General features: G+C 63.2%; 26 protein-coding genes. 10 read left to right on the plus strand and 16 right to left on the minus strand.

The genetic code is table 11. The features are described 5' to 3' along the window. Positions 1-51: 51 nt before the first annotated feature. The 4 genes from tam to MUU55_RS08310 all read right to left on the minus strand — a co-directional run bounded on the left by tam (position 52) and on the right by MUU55_RS08310 (position 4,304). Positions 52-825 carry a trans-aconitate 2-methyltransferase gene (gene tam, locus MUU55_RS08295; RefSeq protein WP_244760301.1) on the minus strand — a complete coding sequence of 258 codons (774 nt, stop codon included), beginning with the start codon at positions 823-825 and terminating at the stop codon, positions 52-54. 1 nt (position 826) lies between these two features. Beyond that, positions 827-1,477, minus strand: a complete 651-nt coding sequence (locus MUU55_RS08300; RefSeq protein WP_244760302.1) for a haloacid dehalogenase type II — start codon at positions 1,475-1,477, stop codon at positions 827-829. 271 nt (positions 1,478-1,748) lie between these two features. Beyond that, positions 1,749-2,969: a hypothetical protein gene (locus MUU55_RS08305; RefSeq protein WP_244760303.1), complete on the minus strand. Its 1,221-nt coding sequence runs from the start codon at positions 2,967-2,969 to the stop codon at positions 1,749-1,751. 294 nt (positions 2,970-3,263) lie between these two features. Then, positions 3,264-4,304, minus strand: coding sequence for a zinc-dependent alcohol dehydrogenase family protein (locus tag MUU55_RS08310; RefSeq protein WP_244760304.1), 1,041 nt, complete (start codon positions 4,302-4,304; stop codon positions 3,264-3,266). 184 nt (positions 4,305-4,488) lie between these two features. Between MUU55_RS08310 and MUU55_RS08315 the strand changes: the two genes are divergently transcribed. Continuing rightward, positions 4,489-5,373, plus strand: coding sequence for a branched-chain amino acid aminotransferase (locus MUU55_RS08315; protein WP_244760305.1), 885 nt, complete (start codon positions 4,489-4,491; stop codon positions 5,371-5,373). Positions 5,374-5,433: 60 nt separating this feature from the next. Here the strand turns inward: MUU55_RS08315 and MUU55_RS08320 are convergent, their stop codons facing one another. Then, positions 5,434-5,826 carry a hypothetical protein gene (locus MUU55_RS08320; protein ID WP_244760306.1) on the minus strand — a complete coding sequence of 131 codons (393 nt, stop codon included), beginning with the start codon at positions 5,824-5,826 and terminating at the stop codon, positions 5,434-5,436. A gap of 208 nt (positions 5,827-6,034) precedes the next feature. On the opposite strand from MUU55_RS08320, the gene MUU55_RS08325 reads away from it, so the two are divergent. From MUU55_RS08325 to MUU55_RS08335, 3 genes are all read left to right on the plus strand, one after another. Continuing rightward, positions 6,035-6,637 (plus strand): superoxide dismutase, encoded by a 603-nt coding sequence (locus MUU55_RS08325; protein ID WP_244760307.1) that lies wholly within the window; start codon positions 6,035-6,037, stop codon positions 6,635-6,637. A 117-nt stretch (positions 6,638-6,754) separates the two neighbouring features. Further along, positions 6,755-7,012, plus strand: coding sequence for a CopG family ribbon-helix-helix protein (locus MUU55_RS08330; RefSeq protein WP_244760308.1), 258 nt, complete (start codon positions 6,755-6,757; stop codon positions 7,010-7,012). After that, a complete protein-coding gene (locus MUU55_RS08335) occupies positions 7,009-7,317 on the plus strand; it encodes a type II toxin-antitoxin system RelE/ParE family toxin (protein ID WP_244760309.1) in 309 nt (102 codons plus the stop codon). The genes MUU55_RS08330 and MUU55_RS08335 overlap by 4 nt, the downstream gene beginning before the upstream one ends. On the opposite strand, the gene MUU55_RS08340 is transcribed toward MUU55_RS08335, so the two are convergent. Further along, complete coding sequence (locus MUU55_RS08340) at positions 7,314-8,012, minus strand: helix-turn-helix transcriptional regulator (protein WP_244760310.1); 699 nt, start codon at positions 8,010-8,012, stop codon at positions 7,314-7,316. The genes MUU55_RS08335 and MUU55_RS08340 overlap by 4 nt on opposite strands. Positions 8,013-8,133: 121 nt before the next feature. On the opposite strand from MUU55_RS08340, the gene MUU55_RS08345 reads away from it, so the two are divergent. The 3 genes from MUU55_RS08345 to MUU55_RS08355 all read left to right on the plus strand — a co-directional run bounded on the left by MUU55_RS08345 (position 8,134) and on the right by MUU55_RS08355 (position 10,389). Next, complete coding sequence (locus tag MUU55_RS08345; RefSeq protein ID WP_244760311.1) at positions 8,134-8,769, plus strand: LysE family translocator; 636 nt, start codon at positions 8,134-8,136, stop codon at positions 8,767-8,769. Between the two features lie 123 nt (positions 8,770-8,892). After that, positions 8,893-9,336, plus strand: a complete 444-nt coding sequence (locus MUU55_RS08350) for a c-type cytochrome (protein WP_244760312.1) — start codon at positions 8,893-8,895, stop codon at positions 9,334-9,336. 144 nt (positions 9,337-9,480) lie between these two features. Further along, on the plus strand, positions 9,481-10,389 hold the full coding sequence (locus tag MUU55_RS08355) for a c-type cytochrome (protein ID WP_244760313.1): 909 nt from the start codon (positions 9,481-9,483) through the stop codon (positions 10,387-10,389). 83 nt (positions 10,390-10,472) lie between these two features. Here MUU55_RS08355 and MUU55_RS08360 read toward each other — a convergent pair whose 3' ends face one another. The 7 genes from MUU55_RS08360 to MUU55_RS08390 all read right to left on the minus strand — a co-directional run bounded on the left by MUU55_RS08360 (position 10,473) and on the right by MUU55_RS08390 (position 18,953). Beyond that, a complete protein-coding gene (locus tag MUU55_RS08360; RefSeq protein ID WP_244760314.1) occupies positions 10,473-11,510 on the minus strand; it encodes a calcium-binding protein in 1,038 nt (345 codons plus the stop codon). A 299-nt stretch (positions 11,511-11,809) separates the two neighbouring features. After that, a complete protein-coding gene (locus tag MUU55_RS08365) occupies positions 11,810-12,394 on the minus strand; it encodes a DJ-1/PfpI family protein (protein WP_244760315.1) in 585 nt (194 codons plus the stop codon). Between the two features lie 23 nt (positions 12,395-12,417). Then, on the minus strand, positions 12,418-12,918 hold the full coding sequence (locus MUU55_RS08370) for a GNAT family N-acetyltransferase (RefSeq protein WP_244760316.1): 501 nt from the start codon (positions 12,916-12,918) through the stop codon (positions 12,418-12,420). A 226-nt stretch (positions 12,919-13,144) separates the two neighbouring features. Further along, positions 13,145-13,597 carry a hypothetical protein gene (locus MUU55_RS08375; protein ID WP_244760317.1) on the minus strand — a complete coding sequence of 151 codons (453 nt, stop codon included), beginning with the start codon at positions 13,595-13,597 and terminating at the stop codon, positions 13,145-13,147. A 148-nt stretch (positions 13,598-13,745) separates the two neighbouring features. Then, positions 13,746-16,079, minus strand: a complete 2,334-nt coding sequence (locus MUU55_RS08380; RefSeq protein ID WP_244760318.1) for a glucose/quinate/shikimate family membrane-bound PQQ-dependent dehydrogenase — start codon at positions 16,077-16,079, stop codon at positions 13,746-13,748. Positions 16,080-16,234: 155 nt separating this feature from the next. Continuing rightward, complete coding sequence (locus tag MUU55_RS08385) at positions 16,235-17,722, minus strand: protein adenylyltransferase SelO (RefSeq protein ID WP_244760319.1); 1,488 nt, start codon at positions 17,720-17,722, stop codon at positions 16,235-16,237. A gap of 58 nt (positions 17,723-17,780) precedes the next feature. Further along, the gene (locus MUU55_RS08390) at positions 17,781-18,953 is read right to left on the minus strand and encodes a GNAT family N-acetyltransferase (protein ID WP_244760320.1); all 1,173 of its coding nucleotides are present in this window, start codon (positions 18,951-18,953) and stop codon (positions 17,781-17,783) included. A 249-nt stretch (positions 18,954-19,202) separates the two neighbouring features. Between MUU55_RS08390 and MUU55_RS08395 the strand changes: the two genes are divergently transcribed. Continuing rightward, positions 19,203-21,236: a caspase family protein gene (locus MUU55_RS08395; RefSeq protein ID WP_244760321.1), complete on the plus strand. Its 2,034-nt coding sequence runs from the start codon at positions 19,203-19,205 to the stop codon at positions 21,234-21,236. A gap of 34 nt (positions 21,237-21,270) precedes the next feature. Beyond that, a complete protein-coding gene (locus MUU55_RS29080) occupies positions 21,271-21,405 on the plus strand; it encodes a hypothetical protein (RefSeq protein ID WP_280518891.1) in 135 nt (44 codons plus the stop codon). Between the two features lie 28 nt (positions 21,406-21,433). On the opposite strand, the gene MUU55_RS08400 is transcribed toward MUU55_RS29080, so the two are convergent. Continuing rightward, entirely contained in the window at positions 21,434-21,637 is a 204-nt protein-coding gene (locus MUU55_RS08400; protein WP_244760322.1) for a hypothetical protein, read from the minus strand. Between the two features lie 123 nt (positions 21,638-21,760). Here MUU55_RS08400 and MUU55_RS08405 point away from each other — a divergent pair, with 123 nt between their 5' ends. Further along, positions 21,761-22,030 carry a hypothetical protein gene (locus tag MUU55_RS08405; RefSeq protein ID WP_244760323.1) on the plus strand — a complete coding sequence of 90 codons (270 nt, stop codon included), beginning with the start codon at positions 21,761-21,763 and terminating at the stop codon, positions 22,028-22,030. Here the strand turns inward: MUU55_RS08405 and MUU55_RS08410 are convergent. Together MUU55_RS08410 and MUU55_RS08415 are read right to left on the minus strand one after the other, a co-directional pair. Further along, the gene (locus MUU55_RS08410) at positions 22,012-24,135 is read right to left on the minus strand and encodes a S9 family peptidase (RefSeq protein WP_244760324.1); all 2,124 of its coding nucleotides are present in this window, start codon (positions 24,133-24,135) and stop codon (positions 22,012-22,014) included. The two genes, MUU55_RS08405 and MUU55_RS08410, sit on opposite strands and share 19 nt — an antisense overlap. 161 nt (positions 24,136-24,296) lie before the next feature. Further along, entirely contained in the window at positions 24,297-25,424 is a 1,128-nt protein-coding gene (locus tag MUU55_RS08415) for an AI-2E family transporter (protein WP_244760325.1), read from the minus strand. Positions 25,425-25,526 lie beyond the last annotated feature (102 nt).

Below are 25,526 nucleotides of genomic sequence, written 5' to 3' on the forward strand. Positions count from 1 at the left end.
GTTCTGAACGGAAAACTGAGGCGAGGGGATATCATTCCCTCGCCTTTTTCGTCAGGCCTTCACCGCCACGATGAACAGCCGCGGGAAGCGCAACAGCCGTCGGCCGTCGGCCATCGGCGCGTAGGCCTTGGCGATGCGGTTTTCGTAGTCGGCAAGGAAGCCATCACGCTGCCCGGCCGGGATACGGTCGAGATAGGGCCGCAGCCCCGTGCCCTTCACCCATTCGACGATCGCCGCCGCATCGGCCATCGGATGATTGTAGGCGGTGTGCCAGACATCGACGCGCGCCGCCTTCGGGCCGAGCGCGTCGATGTAGGCGGCGGGCGCGGGCAGCGGCTTGCGGCGCGGCGTGCCGGCCTCGAAGGCCCTCTTCCAGGGGCCGGCCATCGCACTTTCCTCCATCAGCAGATGGGAGGGTTCGGAAAGATTATCCGGCATCTGCACGGCGAGCACGCCGCCCGGACGCAGGCCATCCATCAGCTCGGCCAGAAGCGGCAGGTGATCCGGCAGCCACTGGAAGACGGCGTTGGCGTAGAGCAGGGCGGACGGCATCGGCGGGCGCCATTTCGCCAGATCGCATTCGACGAAATCGATACCCGGCAGGCGCTGGCGGGCAGCCTTCAGCATGTCCGCGGCATTGTCGACACCCTTGACGCCGCGCCCGGGAAAACGCTTCGCCAGCAGCTCCGTCGAGTTGCCGGGGCCGCAGCCGAGATCGAAGACCAGACCGGCGACGAGATCGTCGGGCACCTGGGCGAGCAGGTCGCGCGCCGGGCGTGTGCGTTCGTCCTCGAATTTCAGGTATTGGGTGGCGGACCAGGCCATGTCAGAGGCTTTCGAGCGAGGGCAGGATCAGCGAGGGGCCGAGATCGAAATATTCGTCCGGCATGTTGGCGCGGTTGATCCACACGGTGCGGAACCCGAACTTCGTGGCGCCGGCAATGTCCCAGCGGTTGGAGGACTGGAAGGAGACGACATTGGGATAGAGCCGGTAATGCGTCGTCACGAGATCGTAGACGCTCGGCGCCGTCTTGTAGGTCTTCAGGGTATCGACGGAAAAAATGTCGTCGATGACGGTGTCGAGCGCGGCGTTCTTCACCGCCGAGGCGAGCATGGAGGGCGAGCCGTTCGACAGGATGGCGATATGCGCGCCCCGGCTTCTCAGCGCCTTGAGCACGGCGGGCACCTCCGGGTAGCAATCGAGCTTCCAATAGGCATCGAGCAGCTTCTGCCTGAGCGCCGGATCGACCCCGCCGACCCGCTTGAACGTATAGTCGAGCGCCTGTTCGGTCAGCTGCCAGAAATCGGCGTAAGCGCCCATCAGGGCCCGCGTCCAGGAATATTCCAGCTGCTTGGCGCGCCACATCTCCGAAAACGCCTGATAATTCGGCCCCACATCCCCGGCATGCCGCCGCACCGCCGCATGCACATCGAACAGCGTGCCATAGGCATCGAACACATAGGCGGCATGGGACATGAACGGCGATTCCTCCAGCATTTACGGGGGATTGGGTGGTATCGGCGGGGGAATGTCAATTGTGGAGTTGAGGAATGCGGTTCTCGACAACGTTGGCGGCATACACCAAAGGCGAGCTCGATGGCGTATGTCTCGCGGCCTCTGGGCACCGCATTTCTACGAGCGCTCGATAACTGGCAAATGATGGCGGCCCTCGGTCCGTGCGATGCCCCACGCGAAACCCATTGCCTAACGCCCTTGGTGCACGACCAAAAGCATGCCTACAACAATTTCATTTTTGTGGGCCGATATTAAAAATGGCCATCGTCGCCCCGCCGGTGATCCAGGCCTGCTTGCTGTCCGAGGAAAAGCCAAGCGTCAGGCTGCCCCAGCCTGGCATCCGAAATCGCTGAAGAACAGAGCCATCAGTCATCGACACAAGGCCGATATCTTCATGGTCACCGGGCATTGTTATCAAGGCATATTGGTCATCCGGGCTGATCGCAGGGAGATCGCTGTTCGAGAACTGCTTGGCAGTTCCCATTATAGACCAAACCAGCCGACCCGAGCTTACGTCTCTCAACTCCGCGATCATGCCTGACTGTGGCGTCGGCGTCGGGCAGGGATTATGAAATTCGCATATCAATCCGGTTGCGCTCAGATTTCCCATGATCAGCACCTTGGTGCCGTCCATGGAAAGCGTGTAACTCGCTCTAGCTGTCTTGTTGTGGATAGGCAGAATGCGCGGGCTCTCACCTTGATCCCAGAGCAACCAAGTATTTGGCAGCCAGGCAGTCAAAACACGCGCCCGCCCGCTCTTGTCGACACGAGAAGATATCCCGGTTAAGTTTTTGTAGCTGGGTAGACCTGATATCGCTGCGGTTTCAACGTCTTCCAAAATCTGCCCGACCTTCGCGTCAACGAGAGATATCGTCGGGTTTAGGTCTTCATGTTCTGGTTTGTAGTACGCGCCCTTGGTCCCGAACGTCGCGAATGCCAAGCCTGAGCCGCCGATCCAAAAGATTTCGTCCAGCGGTCCATTCGGATGCGAGAGAGCCGGCAAACGCGTTTGCCTGCCATCGTTCGTGAACAAATAGGGTTGCAGTGGCCCAAGCGCAAAACCCCCTCTATTGCTATTCCGCTTGACACCGATGACCTCGGACGAGTCGGCAAGCCATTCGAAGGGCACCGTCTTGTCGCTGAAGACGGATGAAAGTACACGCCCCGGAAAAGTGTGGTTTGCATCGGACCGATTGAGGCCACCGATCCATAGTCCCTCAATACTGTGAAAGCTGAATATCTTGCTTCCGTCGGGCGAAAGTGAAACCGGGTAGCCGCTTTGCGGGAGAGGTAGGCAACGGATCGCCGACAGAGTTGCCGGCCCCTCAGGTTGTGGCTCAAGGGATTCAATGGTCTTGGCCCAATTGCCAGTGCAGTTGATCGCCAGTGGAGCGCTGATCGCGACTGGAGCGAAAGCAAAGCTAAGCACTACCAATGCGGCCGATCTAAGCATATGCCACTCTCCATTTTTACTGACACCGTATCGTGTTCGGAAACCTAAAAGTTCCTGAATCGCGTGGCGGCATTCGATGAGTCGGAATAGAACACAACAGTTCCACGGTGGCAGCCGAATGGCGCGCCGCTATCGGTTTCGTCGAAATTGGAACCTGTCGCAATGCCCGCTTCCGGCAAGGCGGCTATCGTTATGTGTCGGCTGTCGAGCAGCCGCGTATTTCAGCCCGCCGCCAACGTTCCTGGAAAGAAGATACCTCGTTCGTGAGGGGAACGCCCCGAAGAACCTACCCCCTCAGAACCGCGTAATCACGCTGATCCCCAGATCCGCCGCCTTGTCCATCGCCATCAGCGCCGGAACGGCCTCTTCCAGGCTGATATGGCGGCCGATCAATTTTTGCGGCGTAAGCTTGCCACTTTCAATCATCGCCAGCATCGCGTCGTAGCGCCAGGCCTGCATGCCGTGGCTGCCGTAGATTTCGAGTTCGTGGCCGATGACCTGGGCCATGGGGATCTGTGGCGTCGCATGATCGGCGAGCATCAGGCCGACCTGCACGTGCCGTCCGCGGCGGCGCAGGTTCTTGATGGAGTTGAAGCAGGTGACGGGTGAACCCAGGGCATCGACGGAGGCATGCGCGCCGCCGCCGGTGAGGTCCCGCACAGCCTCGGCGACGTCGGCGACCTCGCGGGCATTGATGGTGGCGACGGCGCCCATCTTGCGGGCGAAGTCCAGCTTCTCGGCAGAAATGTCGATGGCGATGGGGTTGGCGCCGAGCGCCGCTGCGATCATGATGGCGGAGAGGCCGACGCCGCCGCAGCCATGCACCGCCACCCATTCGCCGCCCGTCACGCGCGCCTGATCGACCACCGCGCGGAAGGATGTGGCGAAGCGGCAGCCGAGGCTGGCGGCGGTGGCGTAGTCCACCGTTTCCGGCAGATGCACGAGATTGTGGTCCGCGTAGTCGATCGCGACATATTCGGCAAACGAGCCCCAATGGGTAAAGCCGGGCTGGAACTGTTCCTCGCAGACCTGCTGGTTGCCCGAGCGGCATTCGCCGCAATGGCCGCAACCGGAGACGAAGGGCACCGTCACGCGCTGGCCTTCGCGGAACCGGCGCACGCCCTTTCCGACCGCGACGACCTTGCCGGCCAGCTCGTGGCCCGGCACATGCGGCAGCTTGATATCGGCATCGTGGCCCATCCAGCCATGCCAGTCGCTGCGGCAAAGCCCCGTCGCTTCCACCTTGATCACCACGCCGCCTTCGGCCGGCGTCGGGTCGGGCAGGGTGCGGATTTCAGGGGTGGTCTCGAAGGCCTCGTAATACATCGCGCGCATGATCGTCTCCCTTTGCTTCCTGTATTGCATGCACCCCGAAGGGCCTCAATCGCGCGACCCATGATAAGACCTGATACACCCATTCAACATCTTGAATGGACAAGCGGCGTGCGCTGTCGGAAGGCAGATGCAGCTTGACCGGCCCTGCCGGCCGGGCGTTTGATGGGCGAAAAGGAGTAGAACAATGCCAGTCGATACATCACCACGCTCGACGACCTGGACCTTCGTGGACGGCGAATGGATTTCGGGCAACCCGCCGCTGATCGGCCCCACCTCGCACGCCATGTGGCTCGGCTCGACCGTGTTCGACGGCGGCCGCTGGTTCGACGGCATCGCGCCGGACCTCGACCTGCATTGCCAGCGCGTCAACCGCTCGGCGCAAGCGCTGGGCCTCAAGGCGACGATGCGGGCGGAAGAAATCGAGACGCTCGCCTGGGAAGGCGTCAAGAGGTTCGACGGCAAGACGGCGATCTATATCAAGCCGATGTACTGGGCCGAGCACGGTTCTCCCAGTGGCGTCGTCGCGCCGGATGACGAGTCGACGCGCTTCGCGCTCTGCCTCTTCGAAGCCCCGATGGGCGATCCGAAGGCAGCGTCCTCGCTGACCGTCTCGCCCTTCCGCCGTCCGACGGTGGAATGCATGCCGACGGATGCCAAGGCCGGCTGCCTCTACCCCAACAATGCCCGCATGCAGATAGAGGCGCGCAAGCGCGGCTTCGACAACGCGCTGGTGCGCGACATGCTCGGAAATGTTGCGGAAACGGCGTCGTCCAACGTCTTCATGGTCCGGGACGGCGTCGTCTTCACGCCGGCCGCCAACCGCACGTTCCTCGCCGGCATCACTCGCAGCCGGGTCATCGGCCTGCTCCGCGAAGCCGGCTTCGAGGTGGTCGAAACCACCCTGACGGTCGCCGATTTCGAGGCCGCCGACGAGATCTTCACCTCGGGCAACTATTCCAAGGTCGTTCCGGTAACGCGTCTCGACGGCCGCGACCTGCAGCCCGGCCCGATCACCGCCAAGGCCCGCGACCTCTATTTTGACTGGGCCCATTCCAGCGGGGATGCGTAAACGACAAGAAAGCCGGTCAAACGACCGGCTTTCTGCTTTCAAAGGCCAGTTTCGCGACGCCTATTCCTGCCCCGCGGCATCCTCCGTCTTGTTGTCGCCGGTCGCGGCCTTCTGCTCGGCCGCCGCGGCGCGCTCGCTTTCGCGCACCACATGCAGAAACTCGGCGGCGATCGGTGGCGACACCTCCACCGTCTTCTTCTGCTTGTCGTATATGCAGACATAGGTGATCTGGCTCTTGGCCTCCGGCGAAAGCCCTTCGACGGCGGCGATGCCGAAAGACTCCGTACCGGTCGGCTCGACGAACACGGTCGGCGTTCCCAGCGCCTCGGGCAGGCTCGCCAGGCAGCTTTTCTCCACATCAGCGCGGAATTCCTCCCAGGCGTCGGAGGAGGAGGCGTGGGCCAGCGGGGCGGCGAGCGAAAGGGCGAGGAGGGCAAGGGGGATGGCGCGCATGAAAAACTCCACATTGGCGGGGGACGGGCGAAATGCTGCAAATCACAATTCGTTCCGCTTCACCTTTGATCTAACAGGAAAAACCGGAAGGATTTTGTCGAAGGTCAGGAAATTTTGGAACCCGGGCGGTTGCCTCTTCCAGTTGCCGCTCCTATGTTCCGGTCACGGATTTCCTTTAAAAATTCCGTCGCCAAGAGGAGACACCACAATGGCTTTCGAACTTCCGCCGCTTCCCTATGATTACGACGCCCTCGCGCCCTTCATGTCGCGCGAAACGCTCGAATATCACCACGACAAGCACCACAAGGCCTATGTCGATAACGGCAACAAGCTGGCGGAAGAAGCCGGTCTGGCCGATCTCTCGCTCGAAGAGATCGTCAAGAAGTCCTACGGCACCAACCAGGGCCTCTTCAACAATGCCGGCCAGCACTACAACCACATCCATTTCTGGAAGTGGCTGAAGAAGGACGGCGGCGGCAAGAGCCTGCCGGGCGCCCTCCAGAAGGCCATCGACAGCGATCTCGGCGGCTACGACAAGTTCCGCACCGATTTCATCGCCGCCGGCACGACGCAGTTCGGTTCGGGCTGGGCCTGGCTCTCCGTCAAGGACGGCAAGCTCGCGATCTCCAAGACCCCGAACGGCGAAAACCCGCTGGTGCACGGCGCAGAGCCGATCCTCGGCGTCGACGTCTGGGAACACTCCTATTACATCGACTACCGCAACGCCCGCCCGAAGTACCTCGAAGCCTTCGTCGACAGCCTGATCAACTGGGACTACGTCCTGGAGCGCTACGAAGCCGCCACGAAGTAATTTTCGCACGCAGTGGCATTTCGGAAACCCCGGTCGTAAACGGCCGGGGTTTTTGTTTGCTCTGTCATTTCACCTGCGTTGTGCTAGTTTGTACACATCTCAACACAGGTGGCGACCATGAGCAGCACAACGATGACGATCCGCGTCAGTACGGATCTGAAGGAACGGCTGGACAGACTGGCGGCGGATACACGGCGAAGCCGGTCGTTTCTCGCGGCGGAAGCCGTCGAGGCCTATGTGGCGAGGGAGCTTGCCATCGTCGATGGTATCAATGAAGCGCTTGGCGATGTCCGTGGCGGGCGGACGATAGCGCATGACGATGCGATGGCCGAATTGAATGCCGCAATCGATGCTGCCGAGCGCGAAAGAAGGTGAAGCGGCCCGTCCGCTGGTCGCGCGCGGCGCTCGATGATCTCACTGAGCAGGTGCGCCATATCGCTCTCGATGACCCCGCGGCCGCCCGCGCCGTTGCCCAGCGAATTGGCGCCGCCGTTCGCCTGCTGGGTGAGCGCGCCATTGGGCGGCCGGGCCGTGTCGGTGGCACCTATGAGAAATCGGTGACCGGCTTTCCCTATGTGATCGCCTATAGCCTGGAAATGATGGACGGCCGCGAAACGCTGTTCGTCCTGCGTGTCATTCATACGGCGCGTGACTGGCCATCCGGCGAATGGCCGGACTAGGGCGCCGCCGCCCGGTTCTCCACCCATCCGGCAATCCACAACTGCCGCAGCCCATCCCCTTCGCCGCGAAAATACGCCTCCGTCCTCTCGCAAGCCTCCACTCGGTCTGCGCGAAAATTGCGGATGGCCTGGCGCAGCTCGCACCAGGCGACGATGTTGGCCGTTTCCGAATAGTAGATGAGGGCGATGGGGTGGATGGTGCGTTCGGTGGCGCGGGCATATTCGTCGCGGTAGTCGATCAGCAATTTTTCTTCGTCGCGAATGGCGCGGCGCGCGGTGGCGAGGTCGATGCCTTCGGGCTGGCGCGGCACGCTGCCCCAGGCATGCAGCGCGCGGGCCGAGAGCGTCTGGCGCAGCGGCGGCGGCACCGCACCGGCGATTTTTTTCGCGACGCGGCCGGCGGCGGCCCTCAGTTCGGTGTCGCCGGTGCGCTCGAGAAGCGCGAGCGCCAGAACGATCGCCTCCGTCTCCTCGATGGAAAACATCAGCGGCGGCAGATCGAAGCCGGGGCGCAGGATATAGCCGATGCCGCGTTCGCCCTCGACGGGCACGCGCATCGCCTGCAGGGCGGCGATATCACGGTAGATCGAGCGCACTGTCACCTCCAACCGGGCGGCGATCTCGGCGGCCGTTATCGGGTTGCGGGCAAGCCGCAAAATCTGGATGATCTCGAACAGCCGCGAGGCCTTGCGCATCGGTTTCCCCATCACAACTGACACATCCCTGTCAGTTGGCTTCCTTTATAGCACGCCCCAAGCGCTTGAAACAAAAGGCAGCATAGGGCCGCCGCGCAGAAAACGGCAATGGACAACTGACATGACCTACAGTGAAAATCTCTGGCTCTTCTTCCTGCTCGTCTCGGGCATCATCATCGTGCCGGGCATGGACATGGTTTTCGTCATGGCGAGCTCCCTGTCGGGCGGGCGCAAGGCCGGTCTTTCGGCGACCTTCGGCATCATGGCGGGCGGGCTGGTGCACACGCTCTATGCCGCGCTCGGCGTCGGCGTGCTCCTGCATTTCGCGCCGCAGCTCTTCAATGCGCTGCTGGTCGCCGGCGCGCTCTATGTCGCCTGGATCGGCTGGCAACTTTTTCGAAGCTCGATTGTCATCGATTCCGTCGATGGCATCGACCGGCGCGGTCTCGTCACCCGCTTCCGCCAGGGCGCGCTGACGAGCCTGATGAACCCGAAGGCCTATCTCTTCATGCTTGCGGTTTTCCCGCAGTTCCTGCGCCCGGAATTCGGCCCCGTCTGGCGGCAGGCAACGATCATGCTGCTGGTGATCTGGGTGACGCAGCTCGCGGTCTATGGCGGGCTGGCGCTGGCCGCCGCCCGCAGCCGCGATGCGCTGACCGGCAATCCGGCGGTTACCCGCTTCATCGGCCGCGCGGCCGGCGTGCTCCTGGTGGTCATCGCCGTTTTCACACTGTGGCGGGGCTGGGGCAGCCTCTGATCCAAAAGGATTTCGGCCGTCAAAAAGATTTTACTTTCATCGGGTTCCTAAAATGCAATCATGCCCCTGCATCGTCAAACCGGCGGCGCGGAGACAGCCGCCCGCCAGAATCGGGAGCAATCGATGAAGTTCAGAACTTTGGCAGCCGCGGCCGCGCTTGCCGTCATCGGCGCAGGCGCCGTCGTGGCGGCGGATGAACCGCAGGTCGTCCGCCAGGAGATGATGAAGAAGGTCGGCGGCGCCATGGGCGCGCTCGCCGGCATCGCCAAAGGCGAAAAGCCCTACGACGCCGAGATCGTCAAGGCATCCCTGACCACGATGAGCGAAGTGGCCAAGGCCTTCCCGGAACAGTTCCCGGCCGGCTCCGAAACGGGTCACGAGACGGAAGCAAGCCCGAAGATCTGGGAGCAGATGGACGACTTCAAGGCGAAGTCCGCCAAGCTAGGCGCGGATGCCGACGCCGTGCTGGCGAGCCTGCCGGCGGATCAGGCGGCGGTGGGGGCGGCCCTCGGGGCGATCGGCCCCAATTGCGGGGCCTGTCATGAGGTCTACCGCATCAAGAAGTAAGCGGTAGGCCGGACAATCCCTCACAAGACATGCACTGTCCCGGCGCCGGCCGCCGGGGCGGTGCGTCTACGGCTTTGCGCGGCGGGGCGCTGATCCCCCGGGGCGAAGCCTCGAAGCAACGGGTTCTGGCGAGAGGACACGCCCATGGCGCTCAAAAAACTCCTTGGCGGCATCGTTCTGCTCGGCGCGGTCGGCGCCGGAGCGTTCCTGTTCATCACCCGGCCGGAGCGTCTGACGGCGGAAACCTGGGCCGCCGCGGGCGATCCCGATCTTGTCAACGGCGAGCGCATCTTTCATGCCGGGGGATGTGTCAGCTGTCACGCGGCGCCCGGCGCGCCCGACGACCAGAAGCTGGTGCTGGCCGGAGGGCTTTCGCTCAAAAGCCCGTTCGGCACGTTCCACGCACCGAACATCTCGCCGGACGAGACGGCCGGCATCGGCGCCTGGACGCTCGCCGAATTCGGCGATGCGATGCGGCGCGGCACGGGCCGCGACGGCGAACACCTCTATCCGTCCTTCCCCTACGCTTCCTATGCGCGCATGACGGTGAAGGATGTGAACGACCTTTACGGCTACCTGAAAACGCTGCCAAAGAGCGCCAATGTTGCGCCCGGACACGACCTGCCGTTCCCCTTCAACATCCGCCTGGCCCTCGGCGGCTGGAAGTTCCTCTATCTCAACGAGGATCCGCGCGTGACGCTCGCCGATGCCGACGAGACGGTGAAGCGCGGGCAATATCTCGTCGAGGGGCCTGGCCATTGCGGCGAATGTCACACTCCGCGCGACCTGCTCGGCGGCCTGAAGGTCGATCAGTGGCTTGCTGGCGGGCCGAATCCGGAAGGCGAGGGGCGCATTCCCAACATCACGCCGGCGGAAGGCGGCTTCGGCAGCTGGAGCGCCGGCGACATCGCCAGCTACCTCGAAACCGGCTTCACTCCGGATTTCGACAGCGTCGGCGGTTCGATGGTGTCGGTCCAGAAGAACATGGCGCAATTGCCGAAGGAGGACCGCGAGGCGATCGCGGCCTATCTGAAGGCGGTGCCGGCACATTGAGGTGACTGCGGTTCCCCGTCACCCGGCATTATCCACCGCTCGCAGACGAGCGGTGGATGATGCATCGCTGGGCTGCGGCGGTGCTAGAGGATGAAATCGCCGGCCGACAGGGCTTTCGTGCCATCCAGAACAATGGCGAAATCGGCAGTGCCGTTGCCGTCCGTATCGCCGTAGACGAATGCATTCCCGCCTGACACCTTGTAGATCAGTTCGCCCGCGACCTTCGAAAACGCGACGGCACCCTTGAAGGCGAAGGCCTGATCGCCGCCGATTTTGTCGTTCGCATCGATTGCCTTGAGGTCGATCCTGTCCTGGCCGGACTTGAAGTCGGTGATCGTGTCGCGACCCGCCTTCGCAACCGTCGAATCCGATTTGGATTTGAAGACGAACGTGTCGCGGTTGTTGTTTCCAGACAGGATGTCCGCGCCCGCGCCGCCATAGAGCGTATCGTCGCCAAAGCCGCCGGAGAGCGTGTCGTTCCCGTTGCCGCCATCCAGCGTGTCGGCGTTGGAATCGCCGAAAAGCTTGTCGTTGCCGTCCTGGCCGAACAGGGTGTCATTGCCATATCCGCCGCGCAGCGTATCGTTCCCGGCGCCGCCATAGGCTTTGTCGACACCGGAATCGCCGTTGATGGCGTCGTTGCCGGCTCCGCCCTTCAAGGTGTCGTTCCCCAGGCCACCGAGAATTTTGTCATTGCCGGCATTGCCGTTGATCGTGTCGTTTCCGCGTGCGCCATAAAGGACGTCGCCATAGCGCGTGCCGTTGATCGTGTCGTTGGCGCGCAGAAGATAGTTCAGCGCCCCCTTGGCGTCGGCGGCGATATAATAGTCGAACAGCTGGGCCGCGGTTATGTTCAGGTCGCTGACCGACAGAACCTTCGTCCCCGCAACCGCCAGCTCCGCCGCGGTGATCGTGCCGGACGTCACATCGGTGAGCGAACCGTTGCTGGTCACATAACCAAAGTTCGTCCCTGTCAGCAGGGTATAGTTCTTCGAGTCGTCGAAGAATTTCGCGCTGGTTTTCGTCAGTTTCGCGTCGTCGTAGGTCAACAGGTCCGCGATATCCAGCGCGGACAAATCGAACCCTCTGGTCCCGATGTTTTTCAGTGTTATGACGGCCATGTAAATCCCCTCCAGGACGGTACAGGCTCCCGAAAATTATCGGCAGCCGACGCGATAGACATTGAGTCCAAGTTCTGCACGAGTATTGCGAAGGGAAGACGACAGTCGCGGCATCGGTGAATGCAACTCCCTGTACGCTTCAGGTATGCGGGCAGGCTTCGAGAACCAGACTTGAAGCTTTCAGCTTGCAGGCACTCATGGCAAAGCGTGTGACAGACGGTCTGTTTTGCCGGTGTTATGGCACGGTGCAACCGACATCCGCCGTATTGTCGAAGGTGGGGATGGGGACTGGCGGGTCGTCAGCCGCCAGCCTTGCGGTGCTCGTTGCCATACATGTCGAGATAGTCGAACAGTTCCGGCGAGCCGAGCCCGATGGCGTCGAGGATTTCCCGTGCAAAGGAGACCGGCGCGGCGCCCGACGCGGTGATGACGCCGCCGCCGCGCACGGCCTGCGGCTGGTCGCGGTACAGGGCGGCACCCCGATAGTCCGGCACGAGGTCGCGCAACTCGCTGGGGTGGTTGCCGGTATGCGCGCGGGTATCCAGCAGGCCCATGCGTCCGAGCGCCAGCGTGGCGTCGCAGATGCCGGCGACCGGCTTGCCCGCCGCGACGAAGCGTGCGACCGCAGCCGAGAGATCGGGCACGTCGTCGCTCTGCCAGATGGTGCCGCCGCACAGGACCAGCACGTCGAAATCGGCGGGCTGGGCATCCTCCGCTGCCCCCGACGACTTGATGGAGACGCCGCCGAGTGACGTTACGTCCCGGCCGCCGGGTGTCAGGGCAGCGGTCCGGGCTGCGCATACATGGCGCGCGCTCGCCATCAGCAGGCCGCATTCCCAGTCCGCGTAGCCCTCGGTGAGTACGATCGCCAGTCGCTTCGTCATATCCTGTCCTCTTTTCGTGCGTTTCAGCCCAAGGCCTGTACGTAGCGCATGCCCGTGACAGGGCCGGCGCGGAAATTCATCTGCTCGTAGAAACGGTGCGCGCCGAAATTGCCGGTGGCGGCGCTGACGGAGAGATAGCCGCAGCCGGCGATGCGGGCATGCTCGCGGGCGCGCGAAACGAGGTGGCGGCCGATGCCATGGCCGCGATGATCCTTGCGCACGAAGATCTGGTGCAGTTCCATGCCGCGCATGCCCTCGGCGGCGCGGTACATCGGCACGAGCAGCGCGTAGCCGATCAGCCGGCCGCCCGCTTCGGCGACAAGCGCGGTGATCCAAGGATTTGCGCCGAACAGGTCGCGGTCGAGGTCTACGGCGGAGATTTTCGCGGTGTCGCCGTGGCATTCGGCGTGCAGCGCGATCATGTCGAGGATCTGCTGCAGATCGCCCTGGCGCGCGGCGCGGATGGTCAGCATCGGCGGGCGTTCGAGGGCGGCTGGGTCCAGTTTGATGACGGTATTGGGCATTTCGGGCTCCTTGGTTTTCGTGCCATCAGGTGCCCTTTAAAACAACAAAGCCGCCTGATGGCGGCTCGTTGACATGATCAAACAGCCGCTCCTATCGGAACAGCCAAAAATACGTCGCGGCGATGTGCGTGCTCTTGATCATGGTCGCGATATTCTCCGTTTCGCGGCCGTTGTCAATCGGCTTTTTTCACGCGCCCGGAACACGGGGAAATGAAGCGGAGGCTGGTCAGGCCTCCGCTTCCTCCGTGCCGGCGGTGGCTTGCCCGTCCATGGCGCCGGCGTGTCGGGTTTCGTCGATGCCGAGTTGTTCCTTGATGGCGCGGCGGATGTCTTCCTCGATCGCCTCGCGCTGCTCGTCCGGCAGGGCGGCGAGGCTCGCCTCGTCGAGACCCATACGGTCGAGGATTTCCTTCCGCAGGCGCTCGGCGGGCGTCATCTTGGAAAGCTCCATGAATTCGGCGATCAGGCTGTCGCTTTCGGCCTGCGCCTTCTCGACCTTGGCATTGGTGAGCCACAGCGCATTAGCAAGGCCGGATGGCATCGTGCCTGCCGCACTGACGGTCGGGATATTCTTCCGGGCAGACGATTGTCCATCCGTGCCCGCATAGGCGCTCTCGTCGCTGGTCGTGCGCTGCCGGGTGGTCGCATAGGCCGAAATGAGGCTGCCGTCGATCTTCATGGAAAAGGTCTCCCTGAAACGTGTTCGGGGAGACCTTTAGCGGGTGCAGCTTTTGCGAGACTTGCTGCGGTGTTTCGCGCGATCGCGTTAAGAGCATTTCCAGCCGAAGCGAACCCGCTTCGGCTGGAAATTCGGTAAAACAAATGCCCTAAGGCAGCGTGTAGGCGATGACGTAGTCGCCCGGCTTGGTGCCGACCGAACCATGGCCGCCGGCAACGATCAGCACATATTGCTTGTCGCCGACCGTATAGGTCATGGGCGTCGCCTGTCCGCCGGCAGGAAGGCGGCCTTCCCAGAGTTGCCGTCCGGTGGTGACGTCATAGGCGCGGATATAGTCATCGACCGCAGCACCGAGGAAGGCGACGCCGCCCTTGGTGATGATCGGGCCGCCGATGCCGGGCACGCCGAGCTTGAAGGCAAGCGGCAGCGGCGTCATGTCCCGGACCGTGCCGTTCTTGTGCTTGTAGGCGATGTGACCCGTTGCAAGGTCCGCACCCGCGACATAGCCCCATGGCGGCGCCTGGCAGGGGATGCCGAGCGGACCGAGGAACGGTCCCATGAAGACGCCGTAGGGTGCGCCGTCATTGCGGTTGAGGCCCTGTTCGGAGCCCTTCTCGTCCTGCCCCTTCGCCGGGATCTGATCGCGCGGCACGAGCCGCGAGGTGAAGGCGAGATAGGTCGGCATGCCGAACATGATCTGCCGTTCGGGATCGACCGCAACCGAGCCCCAGTTGAACGTGCCGAAATTGCCGGGATAGACGATGGTGCCTTCCAGCGAGGGCGGCGTGTAGCGGCCCTCGTATTTCATCGACAGGAAGTCGATGCGGCACTTGAGCTGGTCGAACATGGTGACGCCCCACATGTTCTTTTCCGTCAGCGGATCGGGCATGAAGGTGAGGCCCGAGACCGGCTGGGTCGGCGCGGTGAAGTCTTCTGGGATCGCGCCCGTCGGCGCCGGCACTTCCTTGACCTCGATGATCGGCTCGCCGGTGCGCCGGTCGAGCACATAGATGTCGCCCTGCTTGGTCGGGCCGACGAGGGCGGGGATGGTGGCGCCATCCTTGGTGATGTCGATCAGGACAGGCTGGGCCGGCACGTCCATGTCCCAGAGGTCATGGTGGACCGTCTGGCGCACCCAGCGCATGGCGCCGGTCTTGATATCGAGTGCGACGATGGAGGACGAGTATTTTTCGACATGCTCGCTGCGGCCCATGCCGAGCTGGTCCGGCACCTGGTTGCCGAGGGGCACATAGACGAGGCCAAGCGCATCGTCATAGCTGAATACCGACCAGGAATTCGGCGAGTTGACCGTGTAGACCTGGCCCTCCGGCAGCGGCGTGGTGGTATCCGGATTGCCGGAATCCCAGTTCCAGATCAGCGCACCGGAATTCACGTCGAAGGCGCGGATGACACCGGACTGCTCCTGCGTCGAATAGTTGTCGTTGACCGCGCCGCCGATGATGATCTTGCCATCGGTGATGGCCGGCGGCGATGTCGAATAATAGTAGCCGGCCGGATTGTACGGCATGCCCTTTTCGAGGTGCAGCACGCCGTTTTCGGCGAAGCTCGTGCAGACATCGCCTGTTTCGGCGTCGAGCGCGATCAGGCGGGCATCCGACGTCGGCAGATAGACGCGGGCCGCGCAGGTCGTGCCGGCGGTGGCCGCCGGATCGGCATAGTAGGTGACGCCGCGGCAGGTCTGGTGCTGGCGATCCGGGTTCATGCCGGAATTGGAATCGTATTTCCACTTCTCCTTGCCGGTGGCGGCGTCGAGCGCGATTGCCCAGTTGTGCGGCGTGCACATGTAGAGCGTGTCACCCACCTTGAGCGGCGTCACCTGGTAGGTGGTCTCGCCGACGTCGTCGGGTTTCTTCACGTCGCCGGTCTGGTATTGCCAGGCGACAGCCAGTTTCGCGACGTTGTCGGTATTGATCTGGTCGAGCGGCGAATAGCGCTGGCCGTACGGGGTGCGGCCATACTGGTGCCATTCGCCTGACGGCACGTTGCCGCCCAGCGCCGGTGTCGCATTCACGATATCGGTCGGCAGCGCGCCGGAGAGATCGTGCTGATCCTGCGTCATCGAATAGCCGGCGACGGCAATCGCGACGATCACCGCAACGCCGAGCGGCAGCGCGGAGGCGGGGTAGGGCGTGCCGGTCGGGCTGGCGAAGCCGAGCGGCCGGCGGATGCCCGGCAGCATCAGCCACAGGCCGAGAAGCACGATGACGCCGCCGCGCGGGCCGAGCTGCCACCAGTCGAAGCCGACTTCCCAGACCGCCCAGCCGAGCGAACCGAGGACGATGAGGGCATAGAGCCAAAGTGCGGCGCTGGAGCGGCGGAAGAGCAGGAAGGCCGTGGCGAGAAAGGCAAGGCCTGTGACGAGATAATAGGGACTGCCGCCGAGCGACAGCAGCCATCCGCCCCCGCCCGTCAGCACCAGACCGATGAGGGCGACGAGCGTGGCAGTGAGAGAAAGCAGCATGATAGTCTCCGTGGCAATGCCGGCGGGGAGGGGCCGACATGACGTCCGGCTCAAGGGAGGACGCAGGAGAAATTAGGGCAGAACCGTGACGCTTCAATGCGCGCGACCAGGCGATTTTGCATGGCTGCGATGAGCTGACTGCGTCTCAGTGCAGGCTACGTTCCGCAGAAGGTCGCGGTGATCTCCTCGCCGGGCTTGGGCGGTTGGGCATAGGCGGCAAAGGTCGGCTGGTCTTCGTAAGGCCTTGAAAGAACGTCATTCAAGGCTTCGAACAACGAAAAATCGCGGTGGTCGACGGCCGCCGTCAGAGCCTCGTCGACCTTGTGGTTGCGCGGGATGAAGGCGGGGTTGACCATGCGCATCGCCGTCGCGCGGGCGGTAGCCTTCGTCGCATCCTGCGAAAGCCGTTCGCGCCAGGCGGCAAGCCAGGGATCGAGCGCTGCCTGGTCCTCCAGCAAGGCCCCGAGCGCGGCGTCTGCGCTCTCATTTTCGGCCGCATCGGCAAGCCGGCGGAAGGCCAGTGTATAGTCGGCCTTCTGCTCGTACAGCGTGACGAGCAGATCGCGGATCAGATCCTGATCGCTTTCGCGCTCCTCGTCACCCAAGCCAAGCTTGGCGCGGATCACGCTTTTCCAATGAACCTGAAAACGGTCCATGAAGCGGCTGACCGCGGCATTCGCCGCCTCCACTGCCTTGTCCTCGTTCTCGTCGAGAATAGGCAGCAGGGCTTCGGCAAGGCGCGCAATGTTCCACTGGCCGATGCCGGGCTGGTTGCCGAAGGCATAGCGACCGTGCTGGTCGATCGAGGAATAGACGGTGCGCGGGTCGTAGCGATCCATGAAGGCGCAGGGCCCGAAGTCGATCGTCTCGCCCGAGATCGTCATGTTGTCGGTGTTCATCACGCCATGGATGAAGCCGACGCCGAGCCATTTCGCGATGAGCGACGCCTGCCGTTCCGCCACCGCGTCGAGCAGCGCAAGATAGGGCTTTTCGGCATTCTTCAGCTCGGGGTAGTGCCGGTCGATGACGTGGTCGGCGAGGATGCGCAGATTATCGATTTCACCGCGTGCGGCGAAAAACTGGAAGGTGCCGACGCGGATATGGCTGGCGGCCACGCGCGTGAAGACGGCGCCGGGCAGCACGCGGTCGCGATAGACCGGCTGTCCGGTGGTGACGGCGGCAAGCGCGCGGGTCGTCGGAATGCCGAGCGCATGCATCGCCTCGCTGATGATATATTCGCGCAGGACGGGCCCGAGCGCGGCGCGGCCGTCGCCGCGACGCGAATAGGGCGTCTGGCCGGCACCCTTCAGCTGGATGTCGCGGCGTTTGCCCGCGCGGTCGATGACCTCGCCGATCAGGATCGCCCGCCCGTCGCCGAGCCGCGGCACGAACTGGCCGAACTGGTGGCCGGCATAGGCCATGGCGAGTGGCAGGGAGCCGGGCAGCGGTACGTTGCCGGAGAAATAGGCCGCGCCGTGGCGCTCCAGCGCATCGGCGTCCAGGCCGAGCGCTTCGGCGAGCGGGCGGTTGAACGCGATCAGCCGTGGCGCTTCCACCGGCGTCGGATCGACCGGCGCGAAAAAGCCGTCCGGCAGGCGCGCATAGCTGTTGTCGAAATGGATCGTCGCGGCGCTCATGATCATCCGTCCCTGGTGGAATTGCTGTAGAGATAGGGTCGCGCATGCGCAAACGAAAGGTTTGTCAGGCGACGATCAGGAAAAGACCCAGACTTTGGCCGAGCTGGGCGAGGCGGCGCAGCCGGTAGGGCAAGCCGTAATAGAGGCGCTTCAGGCCGGGGCGCAGGCGCTCGGTCCAGAGGCCTGCATAGGCGCGGCCGGCAAGGCTGGCGGGCAGGGCATAGGACTGCAGCCTGAGCGTCCGGTTGCTCCAGCTGTCCTTGTAGTCGGCGGGATTGCCGAGCAGGTCGTAGGTCTTCACGCCGCGCTCGATCAGCCAGCAGACGGTCATGTCCATCTGCACCTTGCCGGGGGAGACCTCACGGAGTGCCCAGTCGAAAGCGCCGAGATAGGCGTGATAGTGGCCGTGATGCAGGAAGCCGATCTCGCCCGCGACAAGCCGGTCGCCGGCCTTCAGAATGGAAAGGCAGGCGCCGGATAGGTCCGTCTCGTCTCCCGAAAGCGAAGCGAGAAAGCGGTCGAAGCCGTCGAAGGCGAGCCCCGTGCCGCGCCGGCCGGTTTCGCGCAGCCATTGGCGCTTGAGGGCCACGCAGGCCGCCACGCCCTCGGCAAAACCGGCGTCGCCGGGGAACAGCACGGCAAAGGAGAGGGCACCCTCGCGCGCCAATGCATTGCGCCGCCGGTTACGGTTGCGGCGTTGCGTCTTGCTGAGCGTGTCCGTATAGGCCTGCGGCGTCGCGAACGCGGAGAGGTCCAGCATCGCGGCGCTGTTGGCAAGCGAGGCGAGCGGCGGCGTTGCGCCAAGCAGGCCGGCCAGAGCGGAGCCGTCGGGCACGCCGTCGAGAAGCGCAACGTCATGACCCGCCAGCCTTGCCAGCAGTCCGGCGGTCGCGCCGCCGCCATGGAGCGGATCCATCAGGAGATTGGCATATTGGCTATGCGGCCAGCCGAGCGGCTCCAGCCGCTTCAGCGCGCCGCCCGACGCCATCAGGGGCCAGACGGCAATCAGCCGTCCGTCCTGCCAGAGCGTATGGATTTCCGGCCGGCATTTCGGCCCGGCGAAGGTCTCGGTCCATTTGAGACACCAGTCGGCACTCTGGAAATAGGTGAGGGGATCGCCGGCGCGGATCTCGAGATCACGCCAGGCCGCCGCCGCTTCGGCCATGGCCGCGCGATCGCGGAGCACGCGGTGCTCCGCGCCTGCCTCGCCTGGCAGTGCGCGCATCAGAAGGGTCATGACGCTTCCGTTGGTTTCCTGCGGCGACGCTAGCAGCAGCGTCTCAACAAAACCTTTCCCTCGGCCCGTCTTGCCGCTTTTGTCCCCGCTCCGGGCCTTGCCGCGCGCGCAAGCCAGACTTTCATCATCGTTTCTTCAACAAGCGGACTGAATAAGCGGGCGTGTCCGTCCGTCCCTTTCTCAGCATGTCATGCGTGTGTCAGGTCGGCAGGGCCGGCGCGCATCGTCGTTTCCTTGAGGGAGGATAACGTGCAGCGCAATGTCCATCGCATGATCGGGGCGCTTGTCGCCTGTCTTGTTCTCCTGGTAGCGCCCTCGGCTTTTGCCGCCGAGCGTTATGCGCTGCTCATCGGCAATGCCGATTACGAGGATGCCGAGCCGCTGGAAAACCCGCTGAACGATATCGATCTTGTGGGCGAAGCGCTGGAGCGGGCGGGTTTCGACGTGACCCGCGTTACCGATACGGACAACCTCGCCATGCTCTCGGCGCTGAACACGTTCACGCGCCGGGCGGAGAAGGCGCAGGACCCGGTGCTCTTCGTCTATTTCTCCGGCTATGCCGTGCAGCTCGACGGCGACAATTTCCTGCTTCCGACCGACGCCTCCGGCCGTACGCTGACAGGTCTCAAGAACCGCTCTCTTCCTGTCTCGCAAGTCAGCGACACGCTGCGCGGGATCGGCAAGGGCCTCAAGGTCGTGCTGTTCGACGCCGCGCATGAAAATCCGTTCCCGACGCTGCGCGATATCCCCGATGGCCTCGCCGAGCCGAAGAACGGCACGGGCATCCACTATGCCTATGCCGCGGCCCCCGGCACGACCTACGACTACGAGGGAACGCCGATCAGCCCCTTCGCGTCGGCCTTCGTCGATGCGATCAGCATTCCCGGCATCGCGCTGGAGGATGCCTTCCGCAAGGTCGGCGAGATCGTCAAGGAGCGCAGCAAGGGCAAGCAGGACATCTGGCAGAGCGATGCCGACTACGGCAAGTTCGCGCTGAGTTCCAAGGGCGACAAGGTCGACGACGCGGAAATCGCCTTCTACGAATTCGCCTCGCTCTCCGACAGCCGCGAGGCCTACGACCGCTATCTCAGCCGCTACCCGCAGGGCACCTTCTCCACCATCGCGCAGCGCAAGATCGACCTCATCGGCAAACGATTCGAGAAGGAGCACGAGGACACCGGCAATCTGCCTTATCTCACCTTCTCCAACGACCGGCATGATCCCTGCGGCCGCTTCTCTTTCAACGACAGCGACCGGAGGCTCGGCGATCTCTACAAGGACGGCCAGCTCGCTCTCGTGGATTTCCGCTTCTGGACGCCGCCGGAAAGCTGCGACACCATTTCCTATTTCACGACGGTCTATTCGCATGAGCGGCTGCGCAACATCATCACCTCGGCGGGCATTCCCGAGCGTCGCATCCATGTCGCGACGCAGGATGACCTGAGCCCGAGCGAAGAGCGGTCGATCTACGATTATTTCGACGAGGATCGCCGCGGTTACGCGCAGTCCCTGATGTTCCGTGCGATCAACGACGAGCGCCGCCATGGCTTCGGCGTCGCGGTGAAGACGCCCGACGACAATGCCCGCGAATATGTCGACGAGATCGACTGCGGCGAGGGCTGCCTGCGTTTGCGGGGCCTGGTGCGCCTGCGCGACAACAGCGTGCGCTCGCTGGAGGACTACGAGCTGGAATTCGTCGACGTGCGCCGCTTCGGTTACTTCGATCGCTACCGCGACCTGCTGCGCGATTTCCCGGCCGACGATCATGCATCCAACGATCATTCCAACCCGTCGAGCCACCAGGCCAAGTCCGATGCCTATGCCGACAACGGCAGCACGAACCACGATGACGGCTACGGTTCGGATGCCGATCCCTACCGCACATCGCGCTCGGTCGGCGGCTGGGACATCGTCGCCGATTTCGGCAGCGACCGGCGCTTCCTGAACTGCCGCGCCACCCGCCGCGGCGACGGCGACCGCACGGTCGCCTTCCGCTGGTACGGCGACGACCACGTGACCTTCGGCTTCCAGGATACGGCCTATGACTATGCCGACAGTTACGCGAGCGACGCGAAGTACTGGATCGACGACGGCAAGGGCTACGATGTCAGGGGCAAGGCCTATGGCCGCCAGGAGATCGCCTACGATCTCGGCAGCGACCGTTCCGTCATCGAGGCCCTGAAACGCGGCAGCCGCCTGCGGATCGGCGATATCAGCACCAGCCTCAAGGGCTCGACGGCCATGCTGAACGATCTGCAGGCCTGTGTGGGGGCCTTTCACTGATCCCGGTTAGGACGACCCTCTGACCGGAAACTTGATGGTCGGCACCGGCATGGTGCCGGCCTTTCTTTTTCGGGATCGCACTGCCGGCAAACCTGTCGTTGAAAATAAAAAAGGCCGGCGCTGGGGCCGGCCCAAGGTCTCGATGATGTCACCGACTGTCGGCGTTTAATGGCTGCCTGCTCGTCAAATTTCCTGGTTCATGCTACGCGCAAGCACGCTTCATGACCGGCAACGCTATCTGCTTCTTCCTTATTCTCTTCCAGCGCCACGGCTGCAAGATAGGCCAGCAATGACATGCTGTCCTGCCGTGCAAGATGCTGAACGAGCTCAAGAAGATAGCGGATTTGATCCTGGTGACGGCGCATCATTTTTTCCTTTCTGCTATGCGACGCAATAAGCATCAGGATTTCTTAAAGCGCTTCAATCCCCAGTTATAAGGGTAATTTATCCCATAAAGCGGCACTTCGAGCCCCTTTTTAGTCCATTTCGGCAGCTCTATTCTCGTTTTGCGAGAGTTGGGTTGCATGATGATCAAACGATATACGCTGATAATCCTGCCCGTGATTCTGATGCTTTCGGCCTGCGCGGGCACGTCAATGCCACCCTCCGCCAGCACCCGCCCCATGGACGAGGTGCCGACGCAGGTAACGCTGGCCAGCGGTGACCGCCAATATGGCTTCAGGAACGGCTGCGTGATCGTGCTGGAGCCGAAACGCGCTGTGGTGAAGACCGAGGGACGGACTTGCGTGCTTCACCACAGGGATATCGCGCTGCTTTATGCCTCAGGAGATTGAGCCGGCAGGAACGACATCTTCCCCGCCACCTTGATCGCGAAGGCGTATTCGAAGGCGATTTCCTCCAGGCGCTGGAAGCGGCCGGAGGCGCCGCCGTGGCCGGCGCCCATATTGGTCTTGAGGAGGATCGGCTCGGTGCCGGTCGTCTTTTCGCGCAGCTTGGCCACCCACTTGGTCGGTTCCCAATAGGTGACGCGGGGGTCGGTCAGTCCTGACAGTGCGAGGATGGCGGGATAGGGTTTTGCCTCGACATTGTCGTAGGGCGAGTAGCTTGCCATCAGCTGGTAGAAATCCTTGCTGTCGATGGGATTACCCCATTCCGGCCATTCCGGCGGGGTCAGCGGCAGCGTGTCGTCGAGCATGGTGTTGAGCACATCGACGAAGGGCACGGCGGCGATGATGCCGCCGAACTTTTCCGGCGCCATGTTGGCGATCGCCCCCATCAGCATGCCGCCCGCCGAGCCGCCTTCGGCGACGATGTTCGCGTAGGACGTGAACTTCTCTTGATTCAGATAATCGGCCGCGGCGATAAAGTCCTTGAAGGTGTTGGTCTTCTTGTCCATCTTGCCGTTTTCGTACCAGGCGAAACCCTTGTCCTTGCCGCCGCGGATATGGGCGATGGCATAGACGAAGCCGCGATCGACCAGCGACAGGCAATTGGTGTTGAAGGACGCCGGAATGGTAATGCCATAGGCGCCGTAGCCGTAGAGCAGGCAGGGTGCGGAGCCGTCGAGGGGCACGTCCTTGCGATAAAGCAGCGTGATGGGAACGGTCTCGCCATCCCAGGCCGGGGCAAAGACGCGGCGGGTGACGTAGTCGTCGGGATTATGGCCCGACGGCACTTCCTGCGTCTTCAGAAGCGTGCGCTCGCGCGTCGCCATATTGTAGTCAAAGAGCTGCGAGGGCGTCGTCATCGAGGAATAGGAAAAGCGGATGACGTCGGTGTCGTATTCCGCCGCGCCCGACAGGCCGAGCGAATAGGCCTCCTCGGCAAAGGCGATGGCGTGTTCCTCGCCGCTCTTGCGGTCGCGCACGATGATGCGCGGCAGGCCCTCATGGCGCTCCAGCCAGACGAGGTGGCGAGCAAAGGCCATGTGGTTGAGGATGAGTGTGCCGGCGCGGTGCGGCACGACATCCACCCAGTTCTCGCGGCCCGGCGCCGTCACCGGCGTCTGCATGATCTTGAAGTCCTTGGCGCCATCGGCATTGGTCAGGATGTAGAAGACGTCGCCGCCCTCCGTCATCGAATATTCGAGGCCCGTCTGGCGCGGCGCGACGAGAACCGGGGTGGCCGTCAGATCCTTGGTCGAAAGCAGGCGGTATTCGCTCGTCTCGTGGTCATGGATGTCGATATAGATGAAATCGTCGATCAGCGAGCCGCCGACGCCCATGAAGAAGCCCGCATCCTTTTCCTCATAGACCAGCCGGTCGTTCTCCTGCCGCTCGCCGAGGATGTGATGGAAAATCTTCGACGGGCGGTGGTTCTCGTCGAGTGCGGTGTAGAAGAAGCTCTTCGCATCCGGCGCCCAGACGCCGTCGCCGCCGGTGTTGACCAGCGTGTCGTGGCGGTCCTCGCCGGTCGCGAGATCGCGCACTTTCAGCGTGAAATATTCCGAGCCCTTGTCGTCATAGCCCCAGATGCCGACGGAATGATCGGTGGAATGGTCGATGCCGGCAAGGCGGAAATAGTCCTTGCCATCCGCTTCCTTGTCGCCGTCGAGCAGGACCACGCGCTCGCCGCCGTCGCGCGGCTCGCGGAAGTAGCGCGGCTGCTCGCCGCCGGTGACATAGGCGGTGCCATAGGCATAGGGGCCGTCCTTGACCGGCACAGAGCTGTCGTCTTCCTTGATGCGGCCGCGCATCTCGGCAAACAGCAGCTTCTGCAACGCCTCGGTATCGGCCATCGCCGCGTTCATATAGGCGTTTTCGGCCTCCAGATGTGTGCGGATTTCCGGCTGGAGGATCGAGGGATCCTTGAACATCGCCTGCCAGTTCTCGTCGCGGAACCAGGCATAGTCGTCGGTGCGGGTGATGCCGTGACGGGTATCCGTCACGGGCTTCTTGACGGCGACGGGGGCGGTGGGCAGGTTCTTGAAGACGGGCAAGATGTCACTCCGGAAATGCTCTGGGCGGGACACCAGAGATAGAGAGCCGGGCGCGCCGCATCAAGCAAGCTTTTGCAAAAGGCAGCACCGCCGATAGGCGGTGCAGAGCCGGAGCTGCAACCTCCCATGAGAGAAATACATCTACGCTGCTTTTGTGTTCTTCAGCCGGGCAGGGTGCGCTTTGCCTTGCGTTTGGCGGGGCGCAGTTCGTCGGCGATGGTCATGCCGATGATCGACAGGGGAAGCGCCAGCATGGCGCCGGCGGCACCCCACATCCAGGTCCAGAAGATGATGGCGGTGAAGATGATGAAGGCGTTGACCTCCAGCCGCTTGCCCATCACGGCGGGCATGACGAGGTTTTCCATGGCAAGGTGCACGACGAAGAAGGCGAGCGCGGGCATCAGGCCCATCATGACCGTATCATGGGTGAGCAGGCCGGCGGTGGCGAGCGCGATCGTCATCAGCGTCACGCCGAGGAAGGGCACGAAGCTGGAGATGAAGGCAAACACCCCCCACAGCGCCGGCATGGCGAGCCCGCCGCCCCAGGTGATGAGCGTGGTGACGACGCCAAGCCCGGCATAGACCAGCGTCGCGGTGGCGAAATAATAGCCGAGCGCGCTGTCGATGGCGTTCATGATGCGGATGGTGGTGAGCCGCTGGCTGCGGCGGGGAAAGCCCATGATGATCATCTGGCGCAGCTTCAGCCGGGCCGAGAGGAAAAGCACGAGCGCGGCGAAGAAGATCATGCCCTGCAGCAGGGCCGGCGTCAGGCTGGAAGAGAGGATGCCCAGGATGCTGCCGGTGTTCTCCAGCACCTTTTCCATCGACATCTGGCCGGACTGGAAGGTTTCCGGATGGATGCTGAGCCAGCCAAGTCGGGAAAACAGCGGCGTGATGCGATCGTAAGCGCCACGCACCAGATCCGGTGCATTGGAGGCGAGTTGGGCGATGGGATCTGCCAGAACGCCGGCGACGAGGAAGAGGCCGGTGCCGAAGGCGCCGGCCAGAAGCAGGGCAGTTGGCAATGGGGGAATGCCGAACTCGTTCAGCTTCTCCGCGGCCACCCCGAAGATGAGGCCGGTGACGACGGCGAGACAGAGCGGAATGAGGATCGGCGCCATCAGATAGACGACGCCCATCGCCATGATGAAGAAGATGCCGATGACGGCCCAACTGCTCGCCATGTCGAGGCCACGGCGGCGCGGCGCTTCTTCCACAAGATCCTTTTCGAGGTCGAGGCCGGCGCGCAGGAGGCGCCGTTCGGCCGGCTTTGCCGACATGTCATGCATGGTGTGTTCCCCAATTCCGCCTTTTGAACGCGCGGGAGGCCATGAAGTTCCATCAGCATTTGCCGTTGAAACCGCAGGTGGGTTGCGGGGTGTCGTCAAATC

It is taken from the genome of Shinella curvata (genome assembly GCF_022899935.1).
GTDB classification, from domain to species: domain Bacteria; phylum Pseudomonadota; class Alphaproteobacteria; order Rhizobiales; family Rhizobiaceae; genus Shinella; species Shinella curvata.

Coding starts and splice junctions, on each gene's coding strand:
- MUU55_RS08375 (WP_244760317.1), bottom strand. CDS start 13,597: ATGAAGATCGACGGCAGCCTCATTTCGGCCTATGCGACCACCCGGCAG.
- MUU55_RS08385 (WP_244760319.1), bottom strand. CDS start 17,722: ATGATCATGAGCGCCGCGACGATCCATTTCGACAACAGCTATGCGCGC.
- MUU55_RS08380 (WP_244760318.1), bottom strand. CDS start 16,079: ATGCTGCTTTCTCTCACTGCCACGCTCGTCGCCCTCATCGGTCTGGTG.
- MUU55_RS08365 (WP_244760315.1), bottom strand. CDS start 12,394: ATGACGAAGCGACTGGCGATCGTACTCACCGAGGGCTACGCGGACTGG.
- MUU55_RS08370 (WP_244760316.1), bottom strand. CDS start 12,918: ATGCCCAATACCGTCATCAAACTGGACCCAGCCGCCCTCGAACGCCCG.
- MUU55_RS08305 (WP_244760303.1), bottom strand. CDS start 2,969: ATGCTTAGATCGGCCGCATTGGTAGTGCTTAGCTTTGCTTTCGCTCCA.
- MUU55_RS08310 (WP_244760304.1), bottom strand. CDS start 4,304: ATGCGCGCGATGTATTACGAGGCCTTCGAGACCACCCCTGAAATCCGC.
- tam (WP_244760301.1), bottom strand. CDS start 825: ATGGCCTGGTCCGCCACCCAATACCTGAAATTCGAGGACGAACGCACA.
- MUU55_RS08320 (WP_244760306.1), bottom strand. CDS start 5,826: ATGCGCGCCATCCCCCTTGCCCTCCTCGCCCTTTCGCTCGCCGCCCCG.
- MUU55_RS08355 (WP_244760313.1), top strand. CDS start 9,481: ATGGCGCTCAAAAAACTCCTTGGCGGCATCGTTCTGCTCGGCGCGGTC.
- MUU55_RS08340 (WP_244760310.1), bottom strand. CDS start 8,012: ATGCGCAAGGCCTCGCGGCTGTTCGAGATCATCCAGATTTTGCGGCTT.
- MUU55_RS08405 (WP_244760323.1), top strand. CDS start 21,761: ATGATGATCAAACGATATACGCTGATAATCCTGCCCGTGATTCTGATG.
- MUU55_RS08345 (WP_244760311.1), top strand. CDS start 8,134: ATGACCTACAGTGAAAATCTCTGGCTCTTCTTCCTGCTCGTCTCGGGC.
- MUU55_RS08415 (WP_244760325.1), bottom strand. CDS start 25,424: ATGCATGACATGTCGGCAAAGCCGGCCGAACGGCGCCTCCTGCGCGCC.
- MUU55_RS08350 (WP_244760312.1), top strand. CDS start 8,893: ATGAAGTTCAGAACTTTGGCAGCCGCGGCCGCGCTTGCCGTCATCGGC.
- MUU55_RS08330 (WP_244760308.1), top strand. CDS start 6,755: ATGAGCAGCACAACGATGACGATCCGCGTCAGTACGGATCTGAAGGAA.
- MUU55_RS08315 (WP_244760305.1), top strand. CDS start 4,489: ATGCCAGTCGATACATCACCACGCTCGACGACCTGGACCTTCGTGGAC.
- MUU55_RS08300 (WP_244760302.1), bottom strand. CDS start 1,477: ATGTCCCATGCCGCCTATGTGTTCGATGCCTATGGCACGCTGTTCGAT.
- MUU55_RS08360 (WP_244760314.1), bottom strand. CDS start 11,510: ATGGCCGTCATAACACTGAAAAACATCGGGACCAGAGGGTTCGATTTG.
- MUU55_RS08390 (WP_244760320.1), bottom strand. CDS start 18,953: ATGACCCTTCTGATGCGCGCACTGCCAGGCGAGGCAGGCGCGGAGCAC.
- MUU55_RS29080 (WP_280518891.1), top strand. CDS start 21,271: ATGGTCGGCACCGGCATGGTGCCGGCCTTTCTTTTTCGGGATCGCACT.
- MUU55_RS08325 (WP_244760307.1), top strand. CDS start 6,035: ATGGCTTTCGAACTTCCGCCGCTTCCCTATGATTACGACGCCCTCGCG.
- MUU55_RS08400 (WP_244760322.1), bottom strand. CDS start 21,637: ATGCTTATTGCGTCGCATAGCAGAAAGGAAAAAATGATGCGCCGTCAC.